General features: G+C 59.1%; 29 protein-coding genes. 14 read left to right on the top strand and 15 right to left on the bottom strand.

What is annotated here, in order from left to right; all coding sequences use genetic code 11:
- Positions 1 to 39: 39 nt before the first annotated feature.
- From ACR0CR_RS08910 to ACR0CR_RS08890, 5 genes are all read right to left on the bottom strand, one after another.
- Positions 40 to 858, bottom strand: coding sequence for a trypsin-like serine peptidase (locus tag ACR0CR_RS08910; protein WP_480598275.1), 819 nt, complete (start codon positions 856 to 858; stop codon positions 40 to 42).
- A complete protein-coding gene (locus ACR0CR_RS08905; protein WP_480598274.1) occupies positions 855 to 1,637 on the bottom strand; it encodes a trypsin-like serine peptidase in 783 nt (260 codons plus the stop codon). The genes ACR0CR_RS08910 and ACR0CR_RS08905 overlap by 4 nt, the downstream gene beginning before the upstream one ends.
- 120 nt (positions 1,638 to 1,757) lie before the next feature.
- Positions 1,758 to 3,080, bottom strand: coding sequence for a glycolate oxidase subunit GlcF (gene glcF, locus ACR0CR_RS08900; RefSeq protein ID WP_480598273.1), 1,323 nt, complete (start codon positions 3,078 to 3,080; stop codon positions 1,758 to 1,760).
- A 4-nt stretch (positions 3,081 to 3,084) separates the two neighbouring features.
- Positions 3,085 to 4,182 carry an FAD-binding protein gene (locus ACR0CR_RS08895; RefSeq protein WP_480598272.1) on the bottom strand — a complete coding sequence of 366 codons (1,098 nt, stop codon included), beginning with the start codon at positions 4,180 to 4,182 and terminating at the stop codon, positions 3,085 to 3,087.
- 66 nt (positions 4,183 to 4,248) lie between these two features.
- Positions 4,249 to 5,688 carry an FAD-linked oxidase C-terminal domain-containing protein gene (locus tag ACR0CR_RS08890; RefSeq protein WP_480598271.1) on the bottom strand — a complete coding sequence of 480 codons (1,440 nt, stop codon included), beginning with the start codon at positions 5,686 to 5,688 and terminating at the stop codon, positions 4,249 to 4,251.
- An 82-nt stretch (positions 5,689 to 5,770) separates the two neighbouring features.
- Here ACR0CR_RS08890 and ACR0CR_RS08885 point away from each other — a divergent pair, with 82 nt between their 5' ends.
- Positions 5,771 to 6,469, top strand: coding sequence for a DUF599 domain-containing protein (locus ACR0CR_RS08885; protein WP_480598270.1), 699 nt, complete (start codon positions 5,771 to 5,773; stop codon positions 6,467 to 6,469).
- Between the two features lie 35 nt (positions 6,470 to 6,504).
- Positions 6,505 to 6,852, top strand: a complete 348-nt coding sequence (locus tag ACR0CR_RS08880; RefSeq protein WP_480598269.1) for a hypothetical protein — start codon at positions 6,505 to 6,507, stop codon at positions 6,850 to 6,852.
- A gap of 2 nt (positions 6,853 to 6,854) precedes the next feature.
- Here the strand turns inward: ACR0CR_RS08880 and ACR0CR_RS08875 are convergent, their stop codons facing one another.
- The 3 genes from ACR0CR_RS08875 to rsfS are packed head-to-tail and all read right to left on the bottom strand — an operon-like array spanning position 6,855 to position 8,219.
- On the bottom strand, positions 6,855 to 7,340 hold the full coding sequence (locus ACR0CR_RS08875) for a flavodoxin family protein (RefSeq protein ID WP_480598268.1): 486 nt from the start codon (positions 7,338 to 7,340) through the stop codon (positions 6,855 to 6,857).
- Between the two features lies 1 nt (position 7,341).
- Positions 7,342 to 7,812 carry a 23S rRNA (pseudouridine(1915)-N(3))-methyltransferase RlmH gene (gene rlmH, locus ACR0CR_RS08870; protein ID WP_480598267.1) on the bottom strand — a complete coding sequence of 157 codons (471 nt, stop codon included), beginning with the start codon at positions 7,810 to 7,812 and terminating at the stop codon, positions 7,342 to 7,344.
- A 44-nt stretch (positions 7,813 to 7,856) separates the two neighbouring features.
- Positions 7,857 to 8,219: a ribosome silencing factor gene (gene rsfS, locus ACR0CR_RS08865; protein ID WP_480598671.1), complete on the bottom strand. Its 363-nt coding sequence runs from the start codon at positions 8,217 to 8,219 to the stop codon at positions 7,857 to 7,859.
- Between the two features lie 239 nt (positions 8,220 to 8,458).
- On the opposite strand from rsfS, the gene ACR0CR_RS08860 reads away from it, so the two are divergent.
- From ACR0CR_RS08860 to ACR0CR_RS08835, 6 genes are all read left to right on the top strand, one after another.
- On the top strand, positions 8,459 to 8,554 hold the full coding sequence (locus tag ACR0CR_RS08860; protein ID WP_480598266.1) for an isopropylmalate isomerase: 96 nt from the start codon (positions 8,459 to 8,461) through the stop codon (positions 8,552 to 8,554).
- Between the two features lie 43 nt (positions 8,555 to 8,597).
- A complete protein-coding gene (leuC, locus tag ACR0CR_RS08855; RefSeq protein ID WP_480598265.1) occupies positions 8,598 to 10,001 on the top strand; it encodes a 3-isopropylmalate dehydratase large subunit in 1,404 nt (467 codons plus the stop codon).
- Positions 10,002 to 10,038: 37 nt separating this feature from the next.
- Positions 10,039 to 10,584, top strand: a complete 546-nt coding sequence (locus ACR0CR_RS08850; protein WP_480598264.1) for an HdeD family acid-resistance protein — start codon at positions 10,039 to 10,041, stop codon at positions 10,582 to 10,584.
- 42 nt (positions 10,585 to 10,626) lie between these two features.
- A complete protein-coding gene (gene leuD / locus ACR0CR_RS08845; protein WP_480598263.1) occupies positions 10,627 to 11,232 on the top strand; it encodes a 3-isopropylmalate dehydratase small subunit in 606 nt (201 codons plus the stop codon).
- A gap of 380 nt (positions 11,233 to 11,612) precedes the next feature.
- Complete coding sequence (locus ACR0CR_RS08840; RefSeq protein WP_480598670.1) at positions 11,613 to 12,392, top strand: hypothetical protein; 780 nt, start codon at positions 11,613 to 11,615, stop codon at positions 12,390 to 12,392.
- Positions 12,389 to 13,417, top strand: coding sequence for an endonuclease/exonuclease/phosphatase family protein (locus tag ACR0CR_RS08835; RefSeq protein ID WP_480598262.1), 1,029 nt, complete (start codon positions 12,389 to 12,391; stop codon positions 13,415 to 13,417). The genes ACR0CR_RS08840 and ACR0CR_RS08835 overlap by 4 nt, the downstream gene beginning before the upstream one ends.
- Positions 13,418 to 13,502: 85 nt before the next feature.
- Here the strand turns inward: ACR0CR_RS08835 and ACR0CR_RS08830 are convergent, their stop codons facing one another.
- On the bottom strand, positions 13,503 to 13,892 hold the full coding sequence (locus ACR0CR_RS08830) for a hypothetical protein (protein ID WP_480598261.1): 390 nt from the start codon (positions 13,890 to 13,892) through the stop codon (positions 13,503 to 13,505).
- Between the two features lie 210 nt (positions 13,893 to 14,102).
- Between ACR0CR_RS08830 and ACR0CR_RS08825 the strand changes: the two genes are divergently transcribed.
- On the top strand, positions 14,103 to 14,969 hold the full coding sequence (locus tag ACR0CR_RS08825) for a LysR family transcriptional regulator (RefSeq protein WP_480598260.1): 867 nt from the start codon (positions 14,103 to 14,105) through the stop codon (positions 14,967 to 14,969).
- On the opposite strand, the gene ACR0CR_RS08820 is transcribed toward ACR0CR_RS08825, so the two are convergent.
- Positions 14,951 to 15,478 (bottom strand): redoxin domain-containing protein, encoded by a 528-nt coding sequence (locus ACR0CR_RS08820; RefSeq protein ID WP_480598259.1) that lies wholly within the window; start codon positions 15,476 to 15,478, stop codon positions 14,951 to 14,953. The genes ACR0CR_RS08825 and ACR0CR_RS08820 overlap by 19 nt on opposite strands.
- Positions 15,479 to 15,569: 91 nt before the next feature.
- Between ACR0CR_RS08820 and leuB the strand changes: the two genes are divergently transcribed.
- Both leuB and ACR0CR_RS08810 read left to right on the top strand, forming a co-directional pair.
- Positions 15,570 to 16,673 (top strand): 3-isopropylmalate dehydrogenase, encoded by a 1,104-nt coding sequence (leuB, locus tag ACR0CR_RS08815; RefSeq protein ID WP_480598258.1) that lies wholly within the window; start codon positions 15,570 to 15,572, stop codon positions 16,671 to 16,673.
- A gap of 230 nt (positions 16,674 to 16,903) precedes the next feature.
- Positions 16,904 to 17,428 carry a P-loop NTPase family protein gene (locus ACR0CR_RS08810; RefSeq protein ID WP_480598257.1) on the top strand — a complete coding sequence of 175 codons (525 nt, stop codon included), beginning with the start codon at positions 16,904 to 16,906 and terminating at the stop codon, positions 17,426 to 17,428.
- Between the two features lie 115 nt (positions 17,429 to 17,543).
- Here the strand turns inward: ACR0CR_RS08810 and ACR0CR_RS08805 are convergent, their stop codons facing one another.
- A complete protein-coding gene (locus ACR0CR_RS08805) occupies positions 17,544 to 19,724 on the bottom strand; it encodes a transglycosylase domain-containing protein (protein WP_480598256.1) in 2,181 nt (726 codons plus the stop codon).
- A 258-nt stretch (positions 19,725 to 19,982) separates the two neighbouring features.
- Here ACR0CR_RS08805 and ACR0CR_RS08800 point away from each other — a divergent pair, with 258 nt between their 5' ends.
- Together ACR0CR_RS08800 and ACR0CR_RS08795 are read left to right on the top strand one after the other, a co-directional pair.
- A complete protein-coding gene (locus ACR0CR_RS08800) occupies positions 19,983 to 20,321 on the top strand; it encodes a P-II family nitrogen regulator (RefSeq protein ID WP_058273036.1) in 339 nt (112 codons plus the stop codon).
- Between the two features lie 33 nt (positions 20,322 to 20,354).
- Complete coding sequence (locus ACR0CR_RS08795; protein ID WP_480598255.1) at positions 20,355 to 21,680, top strand: ammonium transporter; 1,326 nt, start codon at positions 20,355 to 20,357, stop codon at positions 21,678 to 21,680.
- A 112-nt stretch (positions 21,681 to 21,792) separates the two neighbouring features.
- Here the strand turns inward: ACR0CR_RS08795 and ACR0CR_RS08790 are convergent, their stop codons facing one another.
- The 4 genes from ACR0CR_RS08790 to ACR0CR_RS08775 all read right to left on the bottom strand — a co-directional run bounded on the left by ACR0CR_RS08790 (position 21,793) and on the right by ACR0CR_RS08775 (position 24,734).
- On the bottom strand, positions 21,793 to 22,977 hold the full coding sequence (locus tag ACR0CR_RS08790; protein ID WP_480598254.1) for an amino acid aminotransferase: 1,185 nt from the start codon (positions 22,975 to 22,977) through the stop codon (positions 21,793 to 21,795).
- Positions 22,977 to 23,831, bottom strand: a complete 855-nt coding sequence (gene sseA / locus ACR0CR_RS08785; RefSeq protein ID WP_480598253.1) for a 3-mercaptopyruvate sulfurtransferase — start codon at positions 23,829 to 23,831, stop codon at positions 22,977 to 22,979. Before sseA ends, ACR0CR_RS08790 begins: the two co-directional genes overlap by 1 nt.
- Positions 23,832 to 23,901: 70 nt before the next feature.
- Positions 23,902 to 24,174: a CBU_0592 family membrane protein gene (locus tag ACR0CR_RS08780; RefSeq protein WP_480598252.1), complete on the bottom strand. Its 273-nt coding sequence runs from the start codon at positions 24,172 to 24,174 to the stop codon at positions 23,902 to 23,904.
- Positions 24,171 to 24,734 (bottom strand): helix-turn-helix domain-containing protein, encoded by a 564-nt coding sequence (locus tag ACR0CR_RS08775; protein WP_480598251.1) that lies wholly within the window; start codon positions 24,732 to 24,734, stop codon positions 24,171 to 24,173. The genes ACR0CR_RS08780 and ACR0CR_RS08775 overlap by 4 nt, the downstream gene beginning before the upstream one ends.
- Before the next feature lie 107 nt (positions 24,735 to 24,841).
- On the opposite strand from ACR0CR_RS08775, the gene ilvD reads away from it, so the two are divergent.
- On the top strand, positions 24,842 to 26,674 hold the full coding sequence (ilvD, locus tag ACR0CR_RS08770) for a dihydroxy-acid dehydratase (RefSeq protein WP_480598250.1): 1,833 nt from the start codon (positions 24,842 to 24,844) through the stop codon (positions 26,672 to 26,674).
- Positions 26,675 to 26,802 lie beyond the last annotated feature (128 nt).

The raw sequence follows: 26,802 nt of genomic DNA, 5'->3' as shown, positions 1-26,802 counted from the left end.
GATCCGGTACATTTCACATGGGAAACGATCTGACCGAGTTCAAGACCCGCCCGAACTGATGAATTTCGCGCCCGAGCTTGATTTGGCTGATCCCGGCTGTAGCCGCCTGACGGTTGCGGTTGGACGGGGTGCGTCCCGACGTAGAATGGCCTTGAGGTCCGAGACAATTCCGGCCAACTCCATTCCGTAGCCGACCTTGATCTGCCCGTCATACCCAACTGCCGACACGACCGAGAGAATCTGCCAACGCGGCCCGTTTTTTGCCAGAATTGCTGAACCGGAGGACCCAAAGGTCACATCGCAGTTGAAACTGATCAGCCCCTGTCCGCGCTGCAGAATCTTGCAGGTACGCTGTCGGGTGATCGCCTCGGCACGTCCCCGCCCGTAAGAGGCAACACTAATCTCATTTCCGGCCACGCGACCGCTGTGAAGGGCAAATGGATCGGCGACGGAATAAGGAATTGGTTCTTCCAGTCGCATGAGCGCGACGTCTATACGCACACGCGGGGCCGAAACCGGCGCGTTCGCTACAAAATCTGGATGCGAAGCGATCTGGATCACCTTGCGATCGGCCAATGCCTTGCCGTCGCTCAGGCCCGCGCGAAAGGTCACTTCACCCGGCTCAAACGGTTTACCAGTCGCCTTGTCCAGCGCGCAGTGGGCCGCCGTCAGCACGATGTCTTTTGCAATCAGCGTACCGGTGCAAAACCCCTGATCACCGATATCAAGACGCCCAACAGCTTCCCATCCGTACAGGTCGTCGCGGTCGGTCAGGCGCCGCTTTTCGGCAATTTGCGCCGCCGAAGCGGTGGCGAACAAACATAGTCCGGCAACGATGCTGACAAACGATTTGTTCATGGCTTGATGAACCTCGCGCCAACGTTTTTGCCAATGCTGGAGGACAAACCGAACCCTCGGCCTTCAGACAGCTCCGCCTGCAACAGCTGCAGGGATTCCTCTAACGCGGTGCCCAACGCCACACGTTGCCCTTCCAACTCGGCCTTGGCCGAAACAACCGATACGATCCGCGGGCGTTCCCCTTCGAACGAAAAGATCGGCGCGCCAGAGGCTCCGAAATCCACGTCGCAGGACATGATCAGAACACCCGATTGTCGCTCCATGACCGAGCAAACCTCTTGCAGCGAAGGCGCCTCGGCCCGGTCATGCGCATACGAGACAATGCCGACGTCTTCACCGCGCGCGGGTCGGTATCCTGTTTCGAATGGAATGACCGAAGTGTTTCGGATTGGCTGCCAAAGTTCAATCAGCGCAACGTCGTGCTGAACCCGTTCCGCCGACACTTTGCTGCTGTAATTGTATCGCGGGTGGATGACCGCCTGACGGGCCGCGCGATAGGCCGATGCATGGCCACGACGCCAACCGGCCAGAAACTCGATCTTGGATGGATCGATCCGCTGACGCGTCGCCTTGTCGAACAGGCAATGGGCAGCCGTCAGCACCAAAGTCGGCGAAATCAGCGCGCCGGTGCAAAATCCGGTTCCGTCGATATCCAGGCGTCCCACAGCCATCCAATCCCGCCCGGAATCGGTGGTCTCAAGGCTTTTCAGCTTTGTGTCCTTGGCCGATGCCACCAGCGGCAAAAGGCCCAGAACAACGGTAATGATCCAGTGTCGCACGCAAGTCTCCGGTCATACGTCCCGGCTTAGGACGTTAGGCAGCGCGTGCGGCGAAATTAGGGCAAGGCACGACTTGATGCGTTTGGTGAATGCGTTGAAACACAGTCGTCACCCCTCAGTTCACCGCAGCATCGGAACGGCTGGCGTTGCCCCGGCACCTGCTTGCAATGCGCGCGGTTCAGGACCGCCTGTTGCCCAATCCAACAGCTCAACCGTGTGCAAAACAGGAATGCCGGTGCCAGAGCCAATTTGCATCATGCATCCGATATTGCCTGCGGCGATCACATCAGGTTTTTTGGCCTCAAGCGTCCGGACCTTGCGTTGTTTGAGTTGCCCCGAAATCTCGGGCTGCATCAGGTTATATGTCCCGGCACTTCCGCAGCACAGATGGCTATCGGCGGGTTCAACCACTTTGAATCCGGCGCGCTTCAACAGGTCTTTCGGATATGTCTTGATCTTCTGGCCGTGCTGCAATGAACAGGCCGCGTGATACGCTACGGTCATGTCCTTGTCGTCACCTTCCGGCACATCCAGTTGCATCAGCAACTCGCTAATATCCATTGCAATCGCCGAAACGCGCGCGGCATCTTCGGCTAGGGCATCGTCGCGGAACATGTGACCGTAATCTTTGACCGTTGTACCGCAACCCGATGTATTGATGACGATTGCATCCAGCCCTGTGCTATCCATCTCGGCCACCCATGCGCGAATATTGGCGGCAGCCGCTTTGTGGCTGGCGTCAGACTTGCCCATGTGATGAGTCAGCGCTCCGCAGCAGCCCGCACCTTCAGCCACCACAACCTCGCAGCCCAGCCGTGTCAGCAGGCGTATGGTCGCGTCGTTGATATCCGTATTCAGAGCCTTTTGCGCGCAGCCCGTCATGAGCGCCACGCGTTTTTTGCGCGAACCCATGGGTGCAAAGCTCTGCGGATCATCATTGCGACTAACCGGAGGGATGCGTTTCGGCGCCATATCCAACATTGCGCGCAGCCGCGCATCCGGCATCAGGAACTTGAATGGCCGACCCAGTTTGGCCCCGATCAAAGCCCAGCGGAACCGCATCGGATAGGGCAGAATCTGCGCCAGAACCCATCGCAAAATGCGGTCGGTCAGGGGGCGCTTGTAGTTTTGTTCGATATATTCCCGCGCGTGATCCACCAGATGCATATAATGCACGCCCGAAGGGCATGTCGTCATACAGGCAAGACACGACAAGCAGCGGTCGATATGCTTGACCGTTTTCTCATCCGGGACACGCGCGTTCTCCAGCATGTCTTTGATCAGGTAGATGCGTCCTCGAGGGCTGTCCAACTCGTCCCCCAGCACTTGATATGTGGGGCAGGTCGCGGTGCAAAACCCGCAATGGACGCAGTTGCGCAGAATCTCATTGGACCGCTTGATGCCCGGATCCTGAAGCTGTTCTTCGGTAAACGTCGTTTGCATGTGCTTACCCCATCAGTCCCGGATTGAACAAACCACGCGGATCAAACCGCTGGCGAATACCTCGTGTCAAAACCGCAAGGCCCGTGTTTTCGGGCTGAAACCGCCCCAAGGTTTCGATCGTCGCGGCATCTGCCCGCACCAACGCTGCATGGCCATCAAACACACCAAGGCGGGCGCGCACGTCCGTGCCCTTCGGCACCAGCGCCCAGATCAACCCCCCGCCCCAATCAAACAGCGTTTGATCCGCGTCCAGCCGGCCCGCAATTCCAGGCGCGTCCGAAGGTTTGACGGAAATGCGCCAGACATCCCCGTCCGCACCCTGAAACGCCGAGGCATCCCGGATCGCGCGCCACAGGTCTGTGTCTTCAACCTCGGCGACATCACCAAATTGCAACAGGACAGACGTCAACTGGCCCACTCGATAAGCAACGGAATCGACGAACCCTTCGAGACGCAACAGCGCTTGGCCCTTCTGCGGATGATAGGCCGCCCCGCTTACTTCGAACGGAGATTTCAACGCTGCCGACAAAACCGCTACAGCGTCAGAGGCATTCTTGACCGGCACGCCTAGGGTTGCCGTCGCCTCGGGTTTGGGCAGCACTTTGAACGACACCTCCGTCAGAATACCCAACGTACCCCAAGACCCGCCCATCAGTTTGACCAGATCGTATCCGGTGACGTTCTTCATCACGCGGCCACCGTTCTTGACCACCTGCCCCAGGCCATCGACATAGCGCACACCCAGCAGGAAATCGCGGCAAGCCCCGGCCTGAATCCGGCGCGGGCCCGAGATATTGGCGGCCACAACACCGCCAATCGTTGGCTCACCGTTCGTACCCAGCAATCCTCGATGATCCATCGGCTCAAACGCCAATTGCTGCCCTTCGGCCTCTAACGCCGCCTCGATCTCGGCCACCGGGGTTCCGGCCTGCGCCACTATTGTCAGCGCGCCCGGTTCATACAGGGTAATCCCGCTCAACCCGCCGGTTTCGATGGTCATCTCTGGCCCACCGATCCCGCGGGATCCACCACCGGCAATTCGCACGGGGCCCTGCAGCCCGGCCACTATTTCGGCCAGTTCGGCCTCTGTTTCAGGTCTCATGACACTTCTTCTGTTCAAAAATACTTCGGGGGAATCGCGGCTAGCCGCGATAGGGGCAGCGCGCCCCTACTCGGCAGCAATCCGGTGCGCCTCAGACACATCCAAAGGAAACACCTTGGCCGGGTTCAACAACCAGTTCGGATCAAACACGTCCTTGACGGCCATCTGCGCCTCAAGATCAGCAGGTGCGTATTGATGGGACATCAGATCCCGCTTTTCGATCCCCACACCATGTTCGCCGGTCAAGCATCCCCCCACATCGACGCAGAGCCTCAGGATATCCGCCCCAAACGCCTCGCATTTCTCAAGATCGCCCGGCTTGTTGGCATCAAACAGGATCAATGGATGCATGTTGCCATCGCCCGCGTGGAATACGTTGCCAACTGGCAGGCCATAGTCTTCGCTCAACTCTCCGATCCGGCGCAAAACCTGCGGCAAGGCCGAAACCGGGATCGTACCATCCAGACACATGTAATCGTTCATCTGCCCCATCGCGCCAAAGGCCGACTTACGGCCCAACCAGATTTTGGCGCTCTCCTCAGCTGATTGGCTTTCACGCAGCTCAACGGGGTTGTGACGTTTGGCGATCTCGATGATTTTAGAAAGCTGATAGTCGATTTCGGCCTCGGAGCCCTCGACCTCGACAATCAACAAAGCATGGCAATCGGGATAGCCGGCATGCGCGAAATTCTCGCAGGCTTTGATGCAAAGCGTATCCATGAACTCGATCGCCACGGGCAAAATGCCCGACTTGATAATGTCCGAGACGCATTGCCCGGCAACCTCATTGTCATCGAACCCCATCAGCACGGGCCGCGCGCCTTCGGGTTTGCGCAGGATGCGTAGGGTGGCCTCGGTGACCACGCCCAGCTGCCCCTCGGACCCGCAGATCAGCCCCAGCAGATCCAACCCGCCCGCATCCAGATGCGCGCCACCGATCTCGACCACACTGCCATCCATCATCACCATCTTGACGCCCAGCAGGTTGTTCGTGGTCACGCCGTATTTCAGACAATGCGCGCCGCCCGAGTTCATGGCGATATTGCCCGCAATCGCACAGGCCAGTTGCGACGACGGATCGGGCGCGTAGAAAAAGTGGTCCTCCTCCACTGCTCCGGTCACGCTCAGGTTGGTGCGACCGGTCTGTACGCGGATGATGCGGTTGTCATAGTCGGTTTCCAGCACGTCGTTCATACGGGCAATGCCCAGAATGACACTATCCGCCGTCGGCAACGCCCCACCCGCGAGCGACGTACCAGACCCTCGCGGCACAACCGGAACGCCTTCTTCGTTGCAGATACGCAATACGTCCGAGACCTCCTGAGTCGTGGACGGCAGCACAGCCAGCATCGGAGGGCAGCGATAAGCTGTCAGCGCGTCACATTCATAGGCCCGCGTTTCCGCCGGATCGTGAATCACCGCGTCCTCGGGCAGCACCTGCAGAATTCGGCGCAGCACCGCATCCTTTCTGCGCAGGATGTCGGGGTTTGGCGTGGGCATTTCCATGGCTGATCCTCCGGTTTGGTAAAATAATATTACCAATTTTCCGTTCTGGCAAGTTTTTCCGGTTGAACGTAGGGTCACAGCCATGTCGTGGATCAGTCAATCATTGCCGTTCTCACCGCTGGATTTCTTCGGCATCGCCCTTCTCATTGGCGCGTGGCTCTGGATCGGTTGGCGGATCGAAAACCCGTCGCCCAGCAGACCCTCTGTCGGCATGATCATGGATGACTACCGCCGAGACTGGATGAAAGAGATGGTCACGCGTCAGCCGCGCATGTTCGACGCTCAGGTGGTGGGAACGATGCGACAAGGCAGCACGTTTTTTGCCTCAACCACTATGATTGCCATTGGCGGCGGGCTGGCTCTGCTGGGCAATACCGAGCGTCTGTCGGGTCTGGCGCAGGATCTCGCGCTTGGCACCGCGCCGGCGCTGGTATGGGAGGTCAAGATATTAACCATCCTGCTGTTTCTGGCGAATGCGTTCTTGAAATACGTTTGGGCGCATCGCTTGTTTGGATATTGTGCCGTCCTGATGGCCGCTGTCCCGAACGAGCCCGATGACCCCGCCGCTTATCCCCGTGCTGCACAGGCGGCAGAAATCTGTGTGACCGCAGCGCGCAGCTTTAATCGTGGCCTCAGGGCGACCTATTTCGCACTGGCGGCGGTTGCATGGATTCTGGGCCCCATTGCTTTGACCTTAGGAACATTGGTCACACTGGCGATGTTGTACAGGCGCGAGTTCGCGTCGCATTCGCGCACGGTTCTGCTCAACACCAGATCGTGATCGCCGGTTTGCATTCGAAAGGTTAGGTTCACATCATGAGATATCTTGTTCTGACTGCTCTTCTGGCCACTCCGGCGCTTGCCGATGACCCGGTTATCGAAAACGTCACCGCCAAACAAAGCGGTGAGACATGGCGATTCGACGTCACCGTCTCGCACCCCGAAACGGGTTGGGATGACTACGCTGACGGGTGGCGTGTGCTTGATATGGATGGAAAAGAACTGGGGATGCGTGTCCTGCATCACCCGCATGAGAACGAACAACCGTTTACCCGCTCGCTCAGCGGTGTTGCAATCCCTGACGGCACCACGCAAGTGCAGATTCAGGCCCGCACTAATGCAGACGGTTGGGCCAAAGAGACTTTTGTTTTCACCCTTAACTAAATTTAGAACACGCCCATCTCCAACCCGGCGGCCATAGCCAACCCCAATTCGCGGCAGTGTTCCAGCTGATCAGCGTGAATGGTTTTCTGGGCCAGAATCGCCTCGGGCGTCTGCGCGTGGGTGCAGATGATAAGGGGCGGTTGCACTTCTTTTAACCGCCAACCCGTCGCAATGCGGGCCGTTTGACGGGCGGCGTTTTCACCGTCGGACCCGGCGCATATCATCTGCGCATAGGGGCGACCTTCGATCCGGCCCAGCACCAGGTAATAGCTGCGATCAAAGAAATCCTTCATCACCCCGGATATCGCCGCCAGATTCTCGGGCGCGCAAAAGATATAGCCATCTGCCGCCAACAGATCGTCTGGCCCGGCCTGATCGGCGGAATTCAGAACAACCTCGGCCTCAGCCCGCGCAGCCTCAGCCGCCGCCTCGGCCATCTGCCGCGACCCGCCGGTGCGCGAATGGTAGACAATCAAAAGCTGCGCCATGTCAGACCCGGTGATAGGGGCCGCCCGACAGAATGGTTGCGGCCCGATAGAGTTGTTCGGCCAGCATCACACGGACCAGCATATGGGGCCAGACCATCGACCCGAATGAGATGGAAAAATCAGCCTCAGCCCTCAGATTAGGGTCTATTCCGTCCGCTCCACCAATGATCAGAGCCAGATCCTGCCGTCCAGCATCACGCCAGCCGCCTAGTTTCTTGGCAAAATCAGGTGAGGAAATTACCCGCCCGCGCTCATCCAAAGTGCAGATCACCGCGCCCTTGGGCAGCGCCTTGCGCAGCAATGCGGCCTCGGCGCCCATGCCTGCGTTTTTCTTGTCTTCGACCTCGATCACCCGCGCGGGACCAAGGCCCAGGCCACGACCGGTCCGGTCAAAACGGGTCAGGTAATCGTCAAGCAGGGTCTTCTCCGGTCCGGCGCGCAATCGCCCAACCGCAACTATGCTGATACGCATATCTCTCTCGCCTCCGGCCCTTCAATACAGGCCGGGATGGCGCCTCAGTTGGTTGAGGCGCTGCCGCCCGCAGGCAGCCACATCTTTTCCAGCTGATAGAATTCACGCACTTCGGGGCGGAAGATATGAACGACAACGTCGCCCGTATCGATCAGCACCCAGTCGCCGGCATCCTTGCCTTCGACCTTCGAGGTGAAACCGAATTCCTGCTTGATGCGATCCGTCAGCTTTTCCGCCATGGCCGCCACCTGACGGGTCGACCGACCCGAGGCAATCACCATATGATCCGCAACAGAAGACTTACCTTGCAGGTTGATCTGCACAACGTCTTCGGCCTTGTCATCGGAAAGTGAGGAAAGGATGCGTTCAAGCAGCTTGTCGCTGATTGACTGAGAGTGGGCCATCATTTTGGCCCCATCTTCGGCGGGCAAACCCGCCTGAGTATGTAGAGACAGGACATAGTCCTCCTTTGCAACGCGCCGCACATCCCCGGCGCCGGGGTAGGTATAAGGTAACAAGCGGCCCATGACATTTCAATGAATGCCGCTGAACGCTCGCAGGAATGTGCCCCAACGGCATCTGAGGGGCGTTCCAGACCTTGATAGATGCGGCCGGTATCTATATCTCAGCCGTCATGAGACTCACAGTGGCCCAAATTCAGAATCTGGAAGACCGCGCGCGGCTGCGTGAACGGTTCTTTGGGGCTGCCCGCACGGTCCTGGCGCGCCTATCCGTCGCCTGAGCCACCTCGCCAGCTATTTCTCATTACATACGGGAGAGGACCGATGTCCCCCAAAACACTCTATGACAAAATCTGGGATGCCCATGTCGCCCACGAGGCCGAAGATGGCACCAGCCTTCTCTATATTGACCGCCACTTGGTCCATGAAGTGACCAGCCCGCAAGCCTTTGAAGGGCTGCGCATGGCCGGTCGTCAGGTGCGTGCACCCGAAAAGACCATCGCGGTACCAGATCACAATGTGCCTACAACACCGGATCGTGCAAACGGGATCGAAAACCCCGAATCGCGCATTCAGGTCGAAGCGCTGGACAAGAACGCCAAGGATTTTGGCATTCACTACTATCCGGTACATGACGTCCGTCAGGGCATCGTCCACATCGTCGGCCCCGAGCAAGGCTGGACCCTGCCCGGCATGACCGTCGTCTGCGGCGACAGCCACACCGCCACCCATGGCGCGTTTGGCGCTCTGGCCCACGGCATCGGCACCTCTGAGGTTGAACACGTTCTGGCCACACAGACCCTGATCCAGAAGAAGTCCAAGAACATGAAGGTGGAAATCACCGGCAAGTTGCAGCCCGGCGTGACCGCCAAGGACATCACTCTGGCCGTGATCGGAGAGACCGGAACGGCTGGTGGCACCGGTTATGTCATCGAATATTGTGGCGAAGCGATCCGTGATCTGTCGATGGAAGGTCGCATGACCGTCTGCAACATGGCCATCGAAGGCGGCGCCCGCGCGGGCCTGATCGCCCCCGACGAGACCACGTTCGAATATGTCAAAGGCCGACCCCATGCACCGAAAGGTGCCCAGTGGGAGGCCGCGATGGACTGGTGGAAAACGCTCTACACCGATGAACACGCGCATTTCGACAAGATCATCACCCTGCGCGGCGAAGACATCGCGCCTGTCGTCACCTGGGGCACCAGCCCTGAAGACGTGCTGCCGATCACTGCATCGGTTCCACACCCAGAAGATTTCGAAGGCGGTAAGGTCGACGCGGCCCGCCGGTCGATCGAATATATGGGGCTTGAAGCCGGTCAGAAACTCTCCGACGTGGAAATCGACACCGTCTTTATCGGCTCCTGCACCAATGGTCGGATCGAAGACCTGCGCGCCGCAGCCGAGATTCTGAAAGGCAAGAAGATCAAGGACGGGATGCGTGCCATGGTCGTGCCTGGATCGGGTCTTGTGCGGGCGCAGGCCGAAGAAGAAGGCCTGGCGGACATCTTCAAAGAAGCCGGGTTCGAATGGCGTCTGGCGGGATGCTCAATGTGTCTGGCGATGAACCCAGACCAGTTGCAACCGGGCGAGCGCTGCGCCGCGACCTCGAACCGCAACTTCGAAGGTCGACAAGGCCGCGGTGGACGCACCCATCTGCTGAGCCCCGCGATGGCTGCCGCAGCGGCAATCACTGGGCGGCTGACAGATGTCCGTGAATTGATGTAAGACTCTCTCATATCTAGATATTTGATGGAGATACAAAATGAGTGATTGGGTCAAATGGCTGCTGCTGGGGCTGCTGTCCATTGCGTTCGGCGTCTTTGTGCTGGGCGCGCCGGTGGTGGCATCCGTTGCCGTAACGGTGGTAACCGGCGTGTTGCTATTGATTGCGGGCGCATTGCAGATCGTTGGCGGCTTTACCGTTGAAGGTACCGGCAACAAGATCCTGTCGCTCATCATGGGTGCGGTCATGCTGTTTCTGGGCTGGTCCTTTCTGGATCACCCCCTGCAGGGCACGCTGACGTTGGCGACGGTGATGCTGATCCTGTTCATGGCAGGCGGCATCGCGCGGGTCATTCTGTCGTTCCAGATGAAGGGCACGCAATTCTTCTGGCCCACGATGATCTCGGGCATCCTGTCGATCGTGCTGGCCGGTATCATCTGGTCTTATGCCGCGGCGGAACCGGCAGCCTTGCTGAGCTTGCTGGGCATCCTGTTGGGCATCGAGATGCTGTTCAACGGGTTAGGCCTGATCTTCATGGCGTTCTTCATCAAGAACGCACCCAAAGACGAAACGAAAGAAGCTTAAAAGCGAGGCAAGGGCGCGGCCCTACCCCGCAGGAGTGTAGACATGGAAAAGTTCGACAAAGTCCACGGGGTGGCCGCCCCGATGCCGCTGATCAATATCGACACCGATATGATCATTCCCAAAGTGCACCTGAAAACCATCAAACGGTCCGGCCTTGGCGTCGTGCTGTTTGATGAGATGCGTTATCATGAACACGGTGGCGAGAACGAGGATTTCGTTCTGAACAAGCCCGCCTATCGTAAGACCGAGATTCTGGTGGCCGGTGACAATTTCGGCTGCGGGTCCTCGCGGGAACACGCGCCTTGGGCGATCAAGGATTTTGGCATCAAGGTTGTGATTTCGACCAGCTTTGCCGACATCTTCTTCAACAACTGCTTCAAGAACGGCATCCTGCCCATCGTGGTCGAAGAAGAGCACCATTCAATTCTGATGGATGACGCACACAAGGGCGAAAACGCCCGCATGACCGTGCATCTGGAAGATCAGAAGATCACCACCTCGGACGGGGTTGAGATCGCGTTTGACATCGACCCCCACCGCAAGCACTGCCTGCTGAACGGGCTGGACGATATCGGCCTGACGATGGAGAAGGATCACCACATCGACAAGTTCGAAGAACACGCAAGTCAAGCGCGGCCTTGGGTGTAAGCCTGAGGGCGAATCTGTGGATACTCAACCTAATGGGGTCGCGATGGCGGCCCCGTCTTTTCATTGGGGTGATGAACCCGGCAACCACAACATGTAGCAGTCTTTTTAAATTGCACGTCGGATTTGCGTCCGGAATGATGCAATGACGCACCAGTTTCGCCATCATTTTGCCCGAAATCAGGTGTTTTCTGCCCCTTGGCTTGAGCGATAAGCGGGTTTCCGCCAGTGTTGGCGCTAAACAAGCATCCGCCAAAAAATAACTGGCGGGCTCAAGTTGGAACTTAAGTCGACGCAGAATCGACAAGTCCAGTTTGGAAAGGGTTCGGATAGTGATTGCACGCACAACGGGAGCGGCGATTCGGGGATTGTTAGTGGCACTGATGGTGCTCACCCCTGCGTTGTACCTTCCGGCATCAACGTCAAACGGAACAGAGATCGTCGTTTTCCTGGCGATTCTGGCGTTCATCCTGACGTTCTCCGAATACAACTCCGCCTTCCCCAGCTTCATCGAATTCCGGGACGCGCCACCGGTGAACCGGTTGCGGTTCGTTGGGTTGATGTCGATGGTTATGTTCCTGACCCTGATCTGTAAGAACGTCTATGCCCCGACCGAGCTGACCGGCCTGTTTTTCGCCTTCGGCTATGCCGTCGCAAGCGTGGCTGACTTCCCCTATTCACCGGTGCGCCTGATCGTCCTGATGCTGCCGGGTGATACCAACCAGGGGCTGGAGGATCTGGTTCGCATTTCCGCCAGCATCGCCTATGTCGCCGCTTTGGTCACAATCGCAAGCTTTGCCTATGCAGTAAAAATGCGCGGGTGGCCCACCGGCAATGGCGCATTCAACGTCTGGACCAACCTGCCGCTGTTCGACCCCACCAAAGGCGGAGACGTCGTGACGCGTCTGCAGCGGGACGGAAAACTGAACATTGCCATTGGCGCGCTGCTGCCGTTCCTGATCCCTGCTCTGATCAAGTTGACGGCCGAGTTCCTGACCCCGGTCGCGCTGAGCAATCCGCAAACGCTGATCTGGACATTGTGCGCCTGGGCATTCCTGCCGGCCAGCATGATCATGCGCGGTATGGCGACCTTGCGCATCGCTGGGCTGATCGTTGAAAAGCGACGCGCCTATTCGACGACCGAGGCAACTCAGACTGCATGATCCGAGCTCTGGTCGTCCTGCTGCTTCCGCTGGCGGCACAGGCGGAAACCTTACGCGTTGCTACTTTTAACACTGAACTCAGCCGCGACGGTCCTGGCATATTGCTGCGCGATATTCGCCGCGGCGATCCACAGGTAGATGCGGTCGTTCAAGTTCTCAAAGCTGTCCAACCTGATATTGTCGCGCTGCAGGGCATCGACTGGGATTTAGACGGGCAGGTGCTGACCGCCTTGGTGGGTTCGTTGCGCGCAGCCGGTGTGAACTATCCGAATCAATACGCGGCGCAGCCGAACGCAGGTATGGCGACGGATCTCGATCTGGATGGCGACGGAAAAACCCAAGGACCCGGCGACTCACAGGGCTGGGGCCGTTTCACCGGTCATAACGGTATCGCGGTTCTGTCACGCTACCCCATCCTGAACGAGGATGTTGTCTCCTATTCAGAGATTCTATGGCGTGATGTGCCGGGTGCCACCCTGCCAGAGACAGAAGGTGCGCCTTACCCGTCCGCTCCTGCGCAGGCGGTTCAGCTGCTCTCTAACACGGCCCATTGGATGGTTCCTGTCCAATCGCCCCTGGGGTTGGTCAACTTGATGACGTTCCACGCCTCTCCACCTGTTTTTGATGGCCCCGAAGATCGCAACGGGCTGCGCAATGCAGACGAAATCCGACTTTGGTCGCATGTCCTGAACGGGGCGATGGGACCAAAACCGGCGGACACCTTTGTCATTGCCGGAGACGCCAACCTGGATCCCGAGCAGGGCGAAGGGCGCAAGAAGGCCATTCTCGACCTGTTGTCCCACCCAGCCCTTCAGGACGCCCGGCCTACAGACCCATCCGGGTCGCAGGCGACCGTGTACTGGAAGGGGGTCGGCGCAATGCGCGTGGATTACGTGTTGCCTTCGGTTGATTGGCACGTTGTTGATGCGGGCGTGTATTGGCCAGACGCAGATGGCGATCAACGCGCAATTGCCGAAGCTGCCAGCCGGCACCGCCTGGTCTGGGTCGATCTACAGGTCAAATAAAAAAGGGCCACCGCAGGGTGGCCCTTTTTCATCGCGAGGATCGCCTTAAAAACCAGACGAACTTGTTACCATACAATCATTGCGATCAGGGTGAAGACCCGGGTGGCGTACCCGGTGTCGATGTTCCACCCGTTGGATCGGGTCGACTGCCGGTGGACGAGCTTCCACCCGGATCTCGCCCGCCATTGGTCGAACTGCCTTCGCGGTCACCATCCTCGCCCGCAGGCGGGCAGGGAATTCCAGTTGAAATCTCCACACAATCATCTGGCGGAGGCGGAGGCGGCGGGGGCACATGGCGACAAGGGTTGGCCGCATCCGCACCATCAGGACTGGAACCGTCGGAACACCCCACAACATCACCGTATTTGTTGAAAATGGGTTCAGCCTGAACCGGCGGCGGGGCCTCGGTCTGGCTGCAGGCCACGACAAGTGACAGGCACAGGGTCGCGGTCCAGAGTCTTGAGAAATCTCGCATTCATGTTTCCTTTTAAGCCGGGCCAGCCCCCGTACGGGACCGCCCACCGCCTTTCAGAAAAGACGTGTTACTAACCCATTGTGAAATAACGGAAATAGCCGAAACCAGATGGGTGGCGCGACTTTAATCGGGAAATATCTGGACAAAAAGCCGCTAACCTGCATCAAGATCATGCGTATTTGCAGGATTTTGACCAAAGGATGCCGCATCATGAACTGGGACAACCTCAAGATACTGCTGGCCATCAGCCGCGCGGGGTCGCTGACCGGGGCGGCGCATCAGATGGATGTGGATCCGACCACCATGGGCCGCCGACTGACCGCACTAGAGCGCGATCTGGGCACAATTCTGTTCGTGCGCGCCAAGTCGGGCTTTGTCGCCACCGAGGCAGGCGCGATCGCGATTCGCCGCGCCGAAGAGATTGAGACCGGTTTTCATTCCATGACCGACGACATCTCGCGCTCGCAATCCGGGGCGGTTGGAACCATGCGGATCATCGGGAACGCCTGGACGATGCAGCAGCTGGCAAGCGCAGGGATGGAGCGGTTCCTGACGCGAAATCCCGGGCTAGACCTGCGGCTGCTGACGCGTGCGCCTGCTGCCAAGGTGACCGGTGAAGCCTCGGTGCAGATCTGGTTCGAGGTCCCGCCCCAGTCTGCGGAATATACGATCACGCTGGGACATGTGCCTTATGCGGTATACCGCGCAGCCAGTCAGAAGACAGACCCCGACGCCTGGGTCGCGTTCTTCGATGAAGAGGCCAGCCGACCGATCATCACCCGCGCCATGGACCGCCTCAGCAACGGTGTAGGGGCGATCCGTCTGACCGCAACGGATGCCAGCGTTCTGGTCTCGGCGGTTGCCGCAGGGGTGGGCAAAGGCCTGCTTCCCATGTGCCTGGCCGAGGGGCGCGACGATCTGGTGCGTGTCGGAAACGGGCGGCCGGAATTCAGCCGCACCCTGTACCTGTATCTGAACCCCGACACGGTGGGCTACAAACGGGTGCAGGTCACGGTCGAGTGGCTTCGCACCGCGTTCAAGCAAGCCTTCGTGCCGGACTACAAGACGCCGGTATAAGTGCCGCGCGCCGGGTAATTGTTGGCAAGCGTAAATTTTATCCCCCCGATAATGTCCGCCATGGCTGGCCGGGCAAACGGCGTTGTTTGCTGCCAGACGTAATACAAAGTCTGATCGGCAGCGATGTAGAAATGACCTGGTTCGGCGAACAAGGCGGGCTCGGCGCTGCCTTTCCGCGCCTCCGAAATGTTCAACCCCCAGACATCGCGCGCCTCGGCCAGCGGCAGGCTGTGGCCCACGCGCAGTTTTGACACTCCGGCCTTCTCGACCGTTTCGGCGGCACGGTGGGCGGTGTCGGTGGTGACCATGATGACCTCGATTCCCAGTTCGGCGAAATCATCCAGCGCCGCTTCGATCTCGCCCATCTGGCGAATGCAGATGGGGCAATGCAAGCCGCGATACTGAATCACGAGTGTCCCGTTTGCACCGGCGTCAGCGCCTAGATCGAAGCTGCCATGGGCCACGGTTTCAATTTTCAGCGACGGGGCGGGGATTCCGGGTGTCAGCATCAGTGTTCCTTGTGTTTTGGCCGGATCGTCTCATTGACCCGATGCGCCGCAAACGCTAGGGCCTGTGCAACAAAACGCAAGGAGACTATCCATGTCCAACCCCTCGCTCCTTATCCTTCCCGGAGACGGAATTGGCCCCGAAGTCATGACCGAAGTGCGCAAAATCATCGATTGGTTCGGCGACAAACGCGGCCTTCACTTTGACGTGAGCGAGGACCTGGTGGGCGGCGCGGCTTATGACGCGCACGGAAAGCCTCTGTCCGACGAGACCATGGCCAAGGCCCAAGAGGTCGACGCCGTTTTGCTGGGCGCAGTGGGCGGGCCGAAATACGACGATCTGGATTTTTCGGTAAAGCCCGAACGCGGCCTGCTGCGTCTGCGTAAGGAAATGGACCTCTATTCGAACCTGCGTCCGGCGCAGTGCTTTGATGCGCTGGCCGACTTTTCGTCCCTGAAAAAGGACGTGGTCGCGGGGCTGGACATCATGATCGTGCGCGAGCTGACCTCGGGCGTCTATTTCGGCGAACCGCGCGGGATTTTTGACGAAGGCAACGAACGCGTTGGCATCAACACGCAGCGCTATACGGAATCCGAGATCGAACGCGCCGCGCGCTCGGCCTTTGAACTGGCAATGCGCCGGAACAAAAAGCTGTGCTCGATGGAAAAGGCCAACGTGATGGAATCGGGCATTCTGTGGCGCGAGGTTGTGGATCAGGTGGCCAAAGACTACCCCGAGGTCGAGGTCATCCACATGTACGCCGACAATGGCGCTATGCAGTTGGTACGCGCGCCCAAACAGTTCGACGTGATCGTGACCGACAACTTGTTTGGCGACATCCTGTCGGACTGTGCCGCGATGCTGACCGGGTCACTGGGCATGCTGCCGTCGGCGTCGCTGGGCGCACCGATGGCCAATGGCCGCCCAAAGGCGATGTATGAACCAGTCCACGGCTCGGCCCCGGATATCACCGGTCAGGGCAAAGCCAACCCGATCGCCTGCATCCTCAGCTTTGCAATGGCCCTACGCTACAGCTTCGATGAGGGCGCTGAGGCAGCGCGTCTGGAAGCCGCGATCGAGAAGGTTCTGGCCGACGGGGTACGCACTGCCGATCTTCTCGCCGAAGAAGGCGTTGAGCCGGTTTCGACCTCAGAAATGGGCGATGCTATTGTTGCCGCATTGAACGAAAGCCTCTGATCCAGCGATCCTGTTGGCATCAAGGGCGAAGTTGTCCGGCAAGTCTTTTGCCAGACGTTTTGCTGTGCGAAAAACAACGTAAGGCGCAATGGGTTGTTATTATGGAAACACCCTCGCACTACCTGCGGGGGTATTTCTAGTTGTGTAGGTCTTGTGGAAAAAGGTGTCGTTGTCATCTAGAACCTCAGTCGCTAGATTGCACGTCGCGGCCCCGTAGCAACGAGGCACTGATGCGGAAAATCATCGTCACTGGAGCAAATGGTGTTGGGAAAAGCCGTTTCGCTTCGGAGTTATCTTCCGTACGGCCAGAAATTCCGGTGATCTGCTTCGACGCAATCAAACTTCGTACAGGTTGGCAACAGCGCGCTCGACCCGAGATAGACGCGGCTCTGGCACTGGAACTCGAAAAAGAAGAATGGATACTTGAGGGCGGCCCAAGCATTTTGTCTCAAGCGGTTAGTCAGGCTGATGCGCTGGTCTGGCTTGACCCGCCTGAGCTGGTTAGAGCATGGCAGCTTGCAACTCGACCATGGAAGTTTCTGGGAAAGACTAGACCGGAATTGCCAACTGGGAATGTCGATTGGCCTTGGCAGCAGTACAAATTCGCCCTTCGCAGTCTCAAGAACAGATCGAAATTTCGCAAATATATCTCGGAAGTCTTTCACGGCTCAGATGAGGTTAAAAAGTGGAGATGTCGCAACAACGCAGACCGAGCCGCTGTCATCAGAGAGTGGGCACAGCAACGACCAGATTGAAGGTATGCGCTCAGACCGGACATTGAATTGCCGCTAATCCCAAACCCGCATGCTCATGATCGAAAACACCTGAGGTAAGAGGCTCATCCGGCGTGCCGCCCTTTTCTTTACTCGGTCAATTGCCGAAGATGTTGTTCAGCAGATTGTTAATGGCCCGGTCCAACCCGGTTTGCTTCTTGCGGCGCGGCTGTGGCTGAGCGGTTTTGACCGGCGGTTCCGGTGACATCATCGGCAGCGGTGTGGGCGTCATTCCCTCGGTCACGCGGACCATCGTCTCTTTCCAGATTTCGGCAGGCAGGCCACCGCCTGTCACGCCGGACAATGGCGTATTGTCGTCATACCCCATCCAGACCCCGGTCACATAATCCGCGGTGAAGCCGATGAACCACGCATCCCGCGCGGCCTGGGTTGTGCCGGTTTTGCCCGCCACCTGCCACCCGGGCAGCTTGGCGCGCCCGCCAGTGCCCTCGGACACCACGCGTTCCATCATCCAGGTCAGTTGTTTGGCGGCGTTGTCGTTGATGACACGTTCCCCGATGCCGGTCGTTGTCACCATCACCGGCGTGTCGTCGCCCAGCAGTTTCAATTCGGTCAGACCATAAGGTTCAACCGCCGAGCCACCGTTGAGGATACCGGCGTAAGCCCCGGTCATCTCGATCAGCGTGCTTTCCGAAGCGCCCAGCGCGAGCGCCAGTCCTTGCGCCAGATCGCTTGTGATTCCAAAACCGCTTGTGACGGTTCGTACGTTCTCCAGCCCCGAAATATCCGCAACCTTTACCGCCGGAATGTTCAGCGAGTTCTTCAGGGCATCCGCCAGTGTTACCCGGCCATAGAACTTGTTGGTATAGTTCTTGGGGCACCACTGACCGGACCCGGCGATATCCCAACAGGTCGGTTCGTCCATGACCGTATCCAAGGGCGAATACCCCAGTTCCAGCGCGGTGGCATAGACAAAGGGTTTGAACGATGACCCGGTCTGCCGCAGCGCCTGTGTAGCGCGGTTGAACGCGCCGGACACGCGCGTCTTGCGCCCGCCGACCATGCCACGCACGGCCCCATCGGCGGACATCACGACAATCGCGGCCTGCGCCTTGGACCCTTCACGGACCTTTTCCTGAAAGATGAACTTCAACGCCTCCTCCGCCGATTGCTGGATACGCTGGTCCAGCGTTGTACGGATCACCACATCCTCGGTGGTGTTGCGGGTAAAGAACTCGGGGCCACTGGCCATGACCCAATCGGCGAAATAGCCGCCCGCACGCGCCGCAGCAGCTTCGGACAGCACCGCCGGACGGCTGCGGGCCTCGCTGGCCTGAGCGCTGGACAAATAGCCCTGATTCTCCATCAACCCAACGACCAGCCGCGCCCGGTCCTGCGCGCGTTGCAGGTTGTTGGTCGGCGCATACCGCGAGGGTGCGACCAGCAAGCCCGCCAGCATCGCTGCTTCAGCGGGTGAGACCTCAGCCGCCGACATTCCGAAATACCGCTGGCTGGCGGCTTCGAACCCGCGCGCCCCCGCACCCAGGAAGGCGCGGTTCAGGTAGATCGTCAGAATCTCGTCCTTGGAGTATTTGACCTCCATCGCCATCGCATAGACGGCTTCCTTGGCCTTGCGCCACAGCGACCCCTGTCGACAATCGGATTCGTATGCGGCCTCGGATTCCCAGTCATCCGGCACGTATGGCACCCCCAGACACAACAGCTTGGCCGTCTGCTGCGTGATGGTCGAGCCACCATGTCCCGACAGCGGCCCGCGCCCTTCGCTGAGGTTGATGCGCACGGCGCTGGCCACGCCGCGGGGGCTGACGCCGAAATGACGGTAGAACCGCTTGTCCTCGGTCGCGATCACCGCGTTCTTGAGATGCGGCGAAACCGTGTCCGCCGTGATCACCCCCCCGAACTGATCGCCGCGCCAGGCAAAGACTTTGCCGTCCCGGTCCAACATCGTAACCGACCCACGCGCCCGTCCGTCCAGCAGGGAATCAACATCGGGCAACGTTGAGTAAACCACCCCGATCGCCAGCGCCAGAAGCACAGCGCAGACTGCCCCGACCCGCCAGGTCACGCCCCAGATCAACCGCCACAACCAGCGGAACATGCGGCGGAAAATACCGCCACCACCGCCCGTTTTTCGGCGTGTTTTCTTACGTTTGGTCCTGCGTGTGGTCGTTTTGCGCGCCGCAGCCTTCTTGCCAGCGGGCTTGGCCGTCCGCTTGGACGCCGCGGGCTTACGCCCCTTTGATGGATATCTTTTGTCCGCGACAAGCGGTGATTTGCGACGCCTGGACTCAGTCATGCTCAAACTCTGCCCGATTTTGCTTTTGGGGCACCATACCCCGGCAACACTGGCATGTAGAGGTGCGAAATTCCGTTAATTTCCCTTCCAAGTAATGCGTAATTTTTAATCAAAAGTAGGTTTTTGTGCAAAAAATGTGCAACTTTGCTGCTTTTTCCCTCACGTCGGGACGTGGAAATCGTTCCCTACCGCGCTTGCCCACGCTTTTTCTGCAAGTGCAAACATACCGGACTGATCCGGAAAGCAGAGGGGACAAACGTGAAACTCATCATTGCGACAATCAAGCCGTTCAAGCTCGAGGAGGTGCGCGAAGCACTGACCGAAGCGGGCGTACGCGGCATGATGGTGACCGAAATCAAGGGCTTCGGCTCGCAATCGGGTCACACCGAGATTTATCGCGGCGCGGAATACGCCGTGAATTTCGTACCCAAGATTAAGCTCGAGATCGTGGTGCCCGCCACAATGGCCGACCAGATCGTCGAAACCATCACCAAAACCGCCAAGACCGGCAAGATCGGCGACGGCAAGATTTTTGTCCTTGATGTCGAGCAGGCGCTGCGCGTGCGGACCGGGGAAACCAACGAGGAAGCGCTGTAAGCGCGGCCACTCACCACTATTCGAGGAAGACACATGAACCTGATGAAATCTCTCATCCCTGCCGCCGCGATTGTCGCGCTGCCGCAGATGAGCCTTGCGCAGGAGGCCGCCGTTGGTGAGGCCGCGCAGCACACGCAATATATTTTCACCACCTTGCTGTTCTTGATGGGCGGCTTTCTGGTGTTCTGGATGGCTGCAGGCTTTGCCATGCTCGAAGCCGGTCTGGTGCGCTCCAAGAACGTGGCGATGCAGCTGGTCAAGAACATTGGCCTGTTTTCGTTCGCCGCCATCATGTACTGGCTGGTCGGTTTCAACCTGATGTATCCCGGCGACGGCTGGACCATCCCGGGTATTCTTGGCGCATTCGCCCCGACCTCGCTGGAGCCTGTTGGACTGGCCGACACTGAAACCGCGCTGGATTATGCATCGGTCGGTTCGGACTTTTTCTTCCAGTTGATGTTCTGTGCCACCACTGCGTCGATCGTATCCGGCACCGTGGCCGAGCGCATCAAACTGTGGCCCTTCTTCATCTTCGTCATCGTCCTGACCGGCATCATCTACCCGATCGAGGCGTCCTGGCAGTGGGGCGGCGGCTGGCTGTCTGAAATGGGCTTCAGCGATTTCGCAGGCTCGACCCTGGTGCACGCCGCAGGTGGTTTTGCAGCGCTCGCCGGTGCCATCGTGCTTGGCCCGCGCATCGGCAAGTACAACAAAGACGGCAAGGTTGTTCCGATCCCCGGCTCGAACCTGGCGCTCGCCACTCTGGGTACATTCATCCTGTGGCTGGGTTGGTTCGGCTTCAACGGCGGTTCGCAGCTGGCGATGGGCACCATCGGTGACGTTGCAGACGTCAGCCGCATCTTCGCCAACACCAACATGGCCGCTGCTGCGGGCGCCGTTGCAGTCCTGATCCTGACGCAGGTGATGTATGGCAAGGTCGACCTGACCATGGTGCTCAACGGCGCACTGGCCGGTCTGGTTTCGATCACCGCTGAACCTCTGGCCCCGTCGCTGTTCCAGGCGCTGATCATCGGTGCAATCGGCGGCATTATCGTGGTCTTCACCGTGCCGATGCTGGACAAGATGAAGATCGACGACGTCGTAGGCGCAATCCCGGTTCACCTGATCGCAGGCTTCTGGGGTACCTTCATCGTGGCTTGGACCAACGGTGATGCGAACTTTGTGACCCAGATTATCGGCTTCGCAGCGATCGGCATCTTCGTCTTCGTGGTCAGCTTCATCCTCTTCTCGATCCTGAAGGCGACTGTTGGCCTGCGGGTTGGCGAGGAAGAAGAGATCAACGGTCTGGATATGGGCGAGTTGGGTATGGAAGCCTACCCTGAATTCTCAAAAGGCTAAGACCTGCGAATAACAACCTAAGGCCGGGCGTTCGCGTCCGGCCTTTTTCGTTCGACAAACAAAAAAGCCGCGCCCAAACGGGCACGGCTTACGTCCTTTTCGAGAGGCTGGGTCAGACGCCGACGTCGACAATCGCCTTGGCCAAAATCGCTACCGTGTTGGCGTTCAGCCCGGCGATGTTCAAACGGCTGTCACCAACCATGTAGATGCCGTGCTCATTGCGCAGTTGCTCGACAAACTCAGGTGCCGCCCCGAGGCGCGAGAACATGCCGCGGTGCTGAGCGATGAAGCCGAACCGGTCGGAGCCGCTCAGGCGTTGCAACTCTTTGGACAGTTGCTGACGCAGGCCAAGCATCGACAGGCGCACCTCTTCCAGTTCAGCTGCCCAGTCGGCACGCAGGGCGTCATCGCTCAGGATCATGGTCACAACACGTGCGCCGTGGTCCGGCGGGAACGAATAGTTCTGGCGGTTCAGGAAGGCCAGCGTCCCCTGGTTCAGGGCGGTCTGCCCGCCATCATTGCTGATGGCCATCAACAGGCCGGTGCGTTCGCGATAGACACCAAAGTTCTTGGAACAAGAGGCCGCAATCAGACATTCCTTGACCGAAGAAGCGACCAAACGGGTGGCCTGAGCATCTTCCTCCAGGCCATCGCCAAAGCCCTGATAGGCAATGTCGATCATCGCAACCAGGCCAAGGTCGTTGATCACATTCACGACCTCTTGCCACTGAACCATGTTCAGGTTCGCGCCAGTGGGGTTGTGGCAGCAGCCGTGTAACAGCACCACGTCGCCCGCTTTGGCCGTTTTCAGATCCGCGATCATGCCGTCGAAATCAACGCCTCGGGTCTCGTCATCGAAGTACCGGTATTGAACCGTTTCCACCCCCAGATAGTTCAGGATCGACAGGTGGTTCGGCCATGTGGGGTTTGACACGAAAATGCGGGCCGATGGGTTCGCCATGCGGATCATCTCGAACGCCTGTCGACAGGCACCGGTTCCGCCGGGTGTGGCAACGGCCGCGATGTTGGCGCGCGGCACGGACGTCCCCAGGATCAGGCCGATCATGGCATCCGCAAAGGCCGGGTCGCCAGCCAACCCGGTATACGCCTTGGTCTGCTGTTCTTCGACCAGACGGCTTTCGGCGGCTTTGACCGCGCGCATCACGGGCGTCACGCCTTCGGCGTTTTTGTAGACGCCTACACCGAGGTCGATCTTTTGATCGCGCGGGTCGTCGCGATACATCTGCATCAACGCCAGGATTTTGTCGGCGGGCTGCGGTTTGAGATTCTCGAACATCAGGTCTCTCCGGTTGCGACGGGCAGGGTCGGGAAAGCACCCCATTCGGCCCAGGAGCCGTCATAAAGCGCGTGGTCTTTCTTGCCCAATCGCTCAAGCGCAAGGCTGAGGATCGCGGCGGTTACGCCCGAGCCGCATGAGGTGATTGCCGGTTTCGACAGATCCACGCCTGCGGCTTCGAACACGTCGCGACACTCTTCGGGCGACTTCATTGTGCCGTTCTTGTTCAGCAGCGTATCGAAGGGCACATTGCGTGCGCCGGGAATGTGGCCCGACCGCAATCCTTCGCGGGGTTCGGCCGCAGTTCCGGCAAAACGCGAGGCCGAGCGCGCGTCGATGATCTCATGATCATTCAACTTGGCCGCGGCAGAAACCTGCGTGACATCCCGAACCAGATGGTTCTGAACGCGCACCGTCATGTGCCGGTCGCGGATCACGGGGGGCAGGTCTTCGACCTCGCGCCCTTCGGCCTGCCACTTGGGGAAACCGCCATCCAGGACGGCGACATTTTCCTGCCCCATCAACCGGAACAACCACCACACGCGTGCGGCCGACATCAGCCCTGCGCCGTCATAGACGACGACTTGATGGCCATCCCCCACGCCCATTGCGCGCAGGCGCGACATGAACTTCTCGACCGGAGGCGCCATATGCGGCAGGTCGGATCGGTGATCGGAAATCTCGTCAATATCAAAGAAACGCGCGCCGGGGATGTGGCCCTCGTTATACTCGGCCTTGGCATCCCGGTTCTGCGCGGGCAGATACCAGGACCCGTCCAGAATCCGCAGATCCGGGTCTTTGATATGCGCGGCCAGCCATTCAGTTGACACCAGGGTTTTCGGATCGTCCTGCATCAAAGCCTCTCCTCAGCGAGCTTGAAAATTCCCTATACCCGGCAGCATAGGGGTTCAAGGCTGGATGGCTCTATTCTGAAGTACGTTTTAGGCGAAAATACTGAAAAATCCCGATGATGCTGATCAGAATCCAGAACCCTTCGATCAGCATCGAGGCCAAATTGAAATTGTGGACCAGAGAATAAACGATCAGGACCGACCCCAAAAGGTTCACCACCGGAAAGGCCAAGTCGTCAGAATTCATCATCCGCATCTGCGTCGCAAAATAGGCGGCCACAACGATCAGGGCACCGAATGAGCCAACGGCGTCAACGATGGTCAGACTGTCAAGAAAGGCTGTCATGCGTGTGCCTTGCCATTTTCAAACCCATCCGCGTGCTGGGCATAGTGATGCATGTTCAGGAAAGTCGTTCCCTCTGCCCCGGCGCGGTATCCATGGGGGATGTCCGCCGCGAACCGCAGACCCTGCCCTTCTTGCAAGGGAACCCAGTCTTCGCCGCGCAGAACCTCAAGCGTACCGCTGAGCACAAACACCTCTTCCGTGACGCCGTTCGCATGGGCGGGCGATTCGTGGCTTTGGGCGGGCGAGAGGCTGACGTGAAACGTCTCGGCCCCCAGCACAGGGTCGTAAGGAAACACAATCTTGACCTCGATACTGCCGGGGAAGGTCACGGTCTGGAACACCGTTCGGTCCCCAATGGCCGTATCGATCAACGCGCTGAGCGGCACCTGAAATCCTTTGGCGATCTTCCACAAGGTTGCGATGGTCGGGCTGGACTCTCCGCGCTCAATCTGCCCCAGCATGGCTTTGCTGACCCCGGTCATCTCGGCCACCTTTGACAGACTCAGCCCGGAAGCCGCCCGCACGTCCCGCAATTTCAGAGTTATGTCGTCCGGTGCCATGCCATCAACTTTCGAATCCTCTTGTGCGTTATAGCGCACATGTGATACGTGCGCTATAACGTACAATCCTGAAGACATGCAACCCGAGGCAATAGGGAAACAGCATCATGCCACTCTACCGTTCCAGAACCTCAACCCATGGCCGCAACATGGCGGGCGCGCGCGGCCTTTGGCGGGCCACCGGTATGGGCGACGATGATTTCGGCAAACCGATTATCGCCATCGTCAACTCGTTCACCCAGTTCGTGCCGGGTCACGTCCACCTGAAGGATCTGGGCCAGATGGTCGCGCGCGAGGTTGAGGCCGCTGGAGGCGTTGCGAAAGAGTTCAACACCATCGCCGTGGATGACGGCATCGCCATGGGCCATGACGGGATGTTGTATTCCCTGCCCTCGCGCGAAGTGATCGCGGATTCGGTCGAATACATGGTTAATGCGCATTGTGCGGATGCGATGGTCTGTATCTCGAACTGCGACAAGATCACGCCGGGCATGCTGATGGCGGCAATGCGTTTGAATATCCCGGCCATCTTTGTTTCGGGCGGGCCGATGGAGGCGGGCAAGATCGACATTGCCGATTTGGACGCCAAGAAGATCGACCTTGTGGACGCCATGGTCGCTGCCGCCGATGACCGATTCACCGATGAGCAGGTCCAGCATATCGAGGAAAACGCTTGCCCAACCTGCGGGTCCTGCTCGGGCATGTTCACCGCGAACTCGATGAACTGTCTGGCCGAGGCTCTGGGTCTGGCCCTGCCGGGCAACGGGTCAACTCTGGCCACGCATGCCGACCGTAAAGAGCTGTTTTTGGAAGCGGGCCGCCGCATCGTCGAGATCACCAAACGGCACTATGATCTGGACGAAAAAGGCTTCCTCCCGCGTGAGATCGCAACGTTCGCAGCCTTTGAGAACGCCATGAGCCTCGACATCGCGATGGGCGGATCGACCAACACCGTTCTGCACTTGCTGGCCATCGCCCATGAGGGCGAAGTGCATTTCACCATGTCCGACATGGACCGCCTGAGCCGTCAGGTCCCCTGCCTGTGCAAGGTCGCGCCCAACACCGAGAACGTACATATGGAAGATGTGCACCGGGCTGGTGGCATCTTCTCAATCCTTGGCGAACTCAGCCGCGCCGGTCTACTGCATGAGGGCTGCAGCACGGTGCATTCTGGCACGATGGGCGAAGCAATCGCGAATTGGGACATCAAAGTTGCCAATAACCCAAGGGCGCAAGACCTGTTCAAGGCCGCACCGGGAGGCGTGCGGACGACACAAGCCTTCAGCCAATCGAACCGGTACAAAGAGCTGGACACTGACCGCGAAGGTGGTGTGATCCGGTCCCAAGAACACGCGTTCAGTCAGGATGGTGGTCTGGCCGTGCTGTTCGGCAACATCGCGCGCGACGGCTGTATTGTGAAAACGGCCGGTGTTGACCCGGCCAGCCTAACCTTCACCGGCTCGGCCTATGTCTGCGAAAGTCAGGATCAGGCCGTTAACGACATCCTGACCGGCAAAGTGAAAGAGGGCGACGTGGTGGTCATCCGCTACGAAGGCCCGCGCGGCGGCCCGGGAATGCAAGAGATGCTGTATCCGACATCGTACCTGAAATCCAAAGGTCTGGGCAAAGCCTGTGCTCTGCTGACCGATGGTCGGTTTTCGGGCGGTACGTCAGGGCTTTCGATCGGCCACGTCTCACCTGAGGCAGCCGAGGGCGGAGAAATCGGACTTGTGCAAAACGGCGACAAGATCGAGATCGACATCCCCAACCGAACGATCCATCTGGCCGTGTCCGACGAGGAAATGGCGGCGCGGCGTGAGGAACAGGACGAGAAAGGCTGGGAACCCGCAGCGCCGCGAAAACGGAAGGTTTCGACCGCGCTGAAAGCCTATGCCAAATTGGCCACCAGCGCCGCGAAAGGGGCTGTGCGGCAGGTCTAACGATTGGGTCAGTCCGCCCCTTGCATGACGCTCTGACCGGTTTACAAAAGCTCCCGCGCCCGAAGCGCACTATCGGCTGCGCCGATACTACGTTCGGCCTTGGGCCCGGCGCCGCGCTACGCGCGGCG

This window comes from Ruegeria sp. AM2 (assembly GCF_056540685.1).
Note: the sequence above shows the minus strand (reverse complement) of the source record. Positions and strands in the feature narration are given on the sequence as shown.

Bases quoted from the DNA above. Each gene is read 5' to 3' on its own strand.
- ACR0CR_RS08835 (WP_480598262.1), top strand. From the start codon at position 12,389: ATGATCCGAGCTCTGGTCGTCCTGCTGCTTCCGCTGGCGGCACAGGCG.
- ACR0CR_RS08780 (WP_480598252.1), bottom strand. From the start codon at position 24,174: ATGACAGCCTTTCTTGACAGTCTGACCATCGTTGACGCCGTTGGCTCA.
- ACR0CR_RS08830 (WP_480598261.1), bottom strand. From the start codon at position 13,892: ATGCGAGATTTCTCAAGACTCTGGACCGCGACCCTGTGCCTGTCACTT.
- ACR0CR_RS08840 (WP_480598670.1), top strand. From the start codon at position 11,613: ATGGTGCTCACCCCTGCGTTGTACCTTCCGGCATCAACGTCAAACGGA.
- sseA (WP_480598253.1), bottom strand. From the start codon at position 23,831: ATGCAGGACGATCCGAAAACCCTGGTGTCAACTGAATGGCTGGCCGCG.
- glcF (WP_480598273.1), bottom strand. From the start codon at position 3,080: ATGCAAACGACGTTTACCGAAGAACAGCTTCAGGATCCGGGCATCAAG.
- rsfS (WP_480598671.1), bottom strand. From the start codon at position 8,219: ATGATGGCCCACTCTCAGTCAATCAGCGACAAGCTGCTTGAACGCATC.
- ACR0CR_RS08805 (WP_480598256.1), bottom strand. From the start codon at position 19,724: ATGACTGAGTCCAGGCGTCGCAAATCACCGCTTGTCGCGGACAAAAGA.
- ACR0CR_RS08880 (WP_480598269.1), top strand. From the start codon at position 6,505: ATGAGATATCTTGTTCTGACTGCTCTTCTGGCCACTCCGGCGCTTGCC.
- ACR0CR_RS08795 (WP_480598255.1), top strand. From the start codon at position 20,355: ATGAACCTGATGAAATCTCTCATCCCTGCCGCCGCGATTGTCGCGCTG.
- ACR0CR_RS08885 (WP_480598270.1), top strand. From the start codon at position 5,771: ATGTCGTGGATCAGTCAATCATTGCCGTTCTCACCGCTGGATTTCTTC.
- ACR0CR_RS08820 (WP_480598259.1), bottom strand. From the start codon at position 15,478: ATGCTGACACCCGGAATCCCCGCCCCGTCGCTGAAAATTGAAACCGTG.
- ACR0CR_RS08810 (WP_480598257.1), top strand. From the start codon at position 16,904: ATGCGGAAAATCATCGTCACTGGAGCAAATGGTGTTGGGAAAAGCCGT.
- ACR0CR_RS08775 (WP_480598251.1), bottom strand. From the start codon at position 24,734: ATGGCACCGGACGACATAACTCTGAAATTGCGGGACGTGCGGGCGGCT.
- ilvD (WP_480598250.1), top strand. From the start codon at position 24,842: ATGCCACTCTACCGTTCCAGAACCTCAACCCATGGCCGCAACATGGCG.
- ACR0CR_RS08825 (WP_480598260.1), top strand. From the start codon at position 14,103: ATGAACTGGGACAACCTCAAGATACTGCTGGCCATCAGCCGCGCGGGG.
- rlmH (WP_480598267.1), bottom strand. From the start codon at position 7,812: ATGCGTATCAGCATAGTTGCGGTTGGGCGATTGCGCGCCGGACCGGAG.
- ACR0CR_RS08850 (WP_480598264.1), top strand. From the start codon at position 10,039: ATGAGTGATTGGGTCAAATGGCTGCTGCTGGGGCTGCTGTCCATTGCG.
- ACR0CR_RS08875 (WP_480598268.1), bottom strand. From the start codon at position 7,340: ATGGCGCAGCTTTTGATTGTCTACCATTCGCGCACCGGCGGGTCGCGG.
- leuB (WP_480598258.1), top strand. From the start codon at position 15,570: ATGTCCAACCCCTCGCTCCTTATCCTTCCCGGAGACGGAATTGGCCCC.
- ACR0CR_RS08910 (WP_480598275.1), bottom strand. From the start codon at position 858: ATGAACAAATCGTTTGTCAGCATCGTTGCCGGACTATGTTTGTTCGCC.
- ACR0CR_RS08890 (WP_480598271.1), bottom strand. From the start codon at position 5,688: ATGGAAATGCCCACGCCAAACCCCGACATCCTGCGCAGAAAGGATGCG.
- leuC (WP_480598265.1), top strand. From the start codon at position 8,598: ATGTCCCCCAAAACACTCTATGACAAAATCTGGGATGCCCATGTCGCC.
- ACR0CR_RS08895 (WP_480598272.1), bottom strand. From the start codon at position 4,182: ATGAGACCTGAAACAGAGGCCGAACTGGCCGAAATAGTGGCCGGGCTG.
- leuD (WP_480598263.1), top strand. From the start codon at position 10,627: ATGGAAAAGTTCGACAAAGTCCACGGGGTGGCCGCCCCGATGCCGCTG.
- ACR0CR_RS08790 (WP_480598254.1), bottom strand. From the start codon at position 22,977: ATGTTCGAGAATCTCAAACCGCAGCCCGCCGACAAAATCCTGGCGTTG.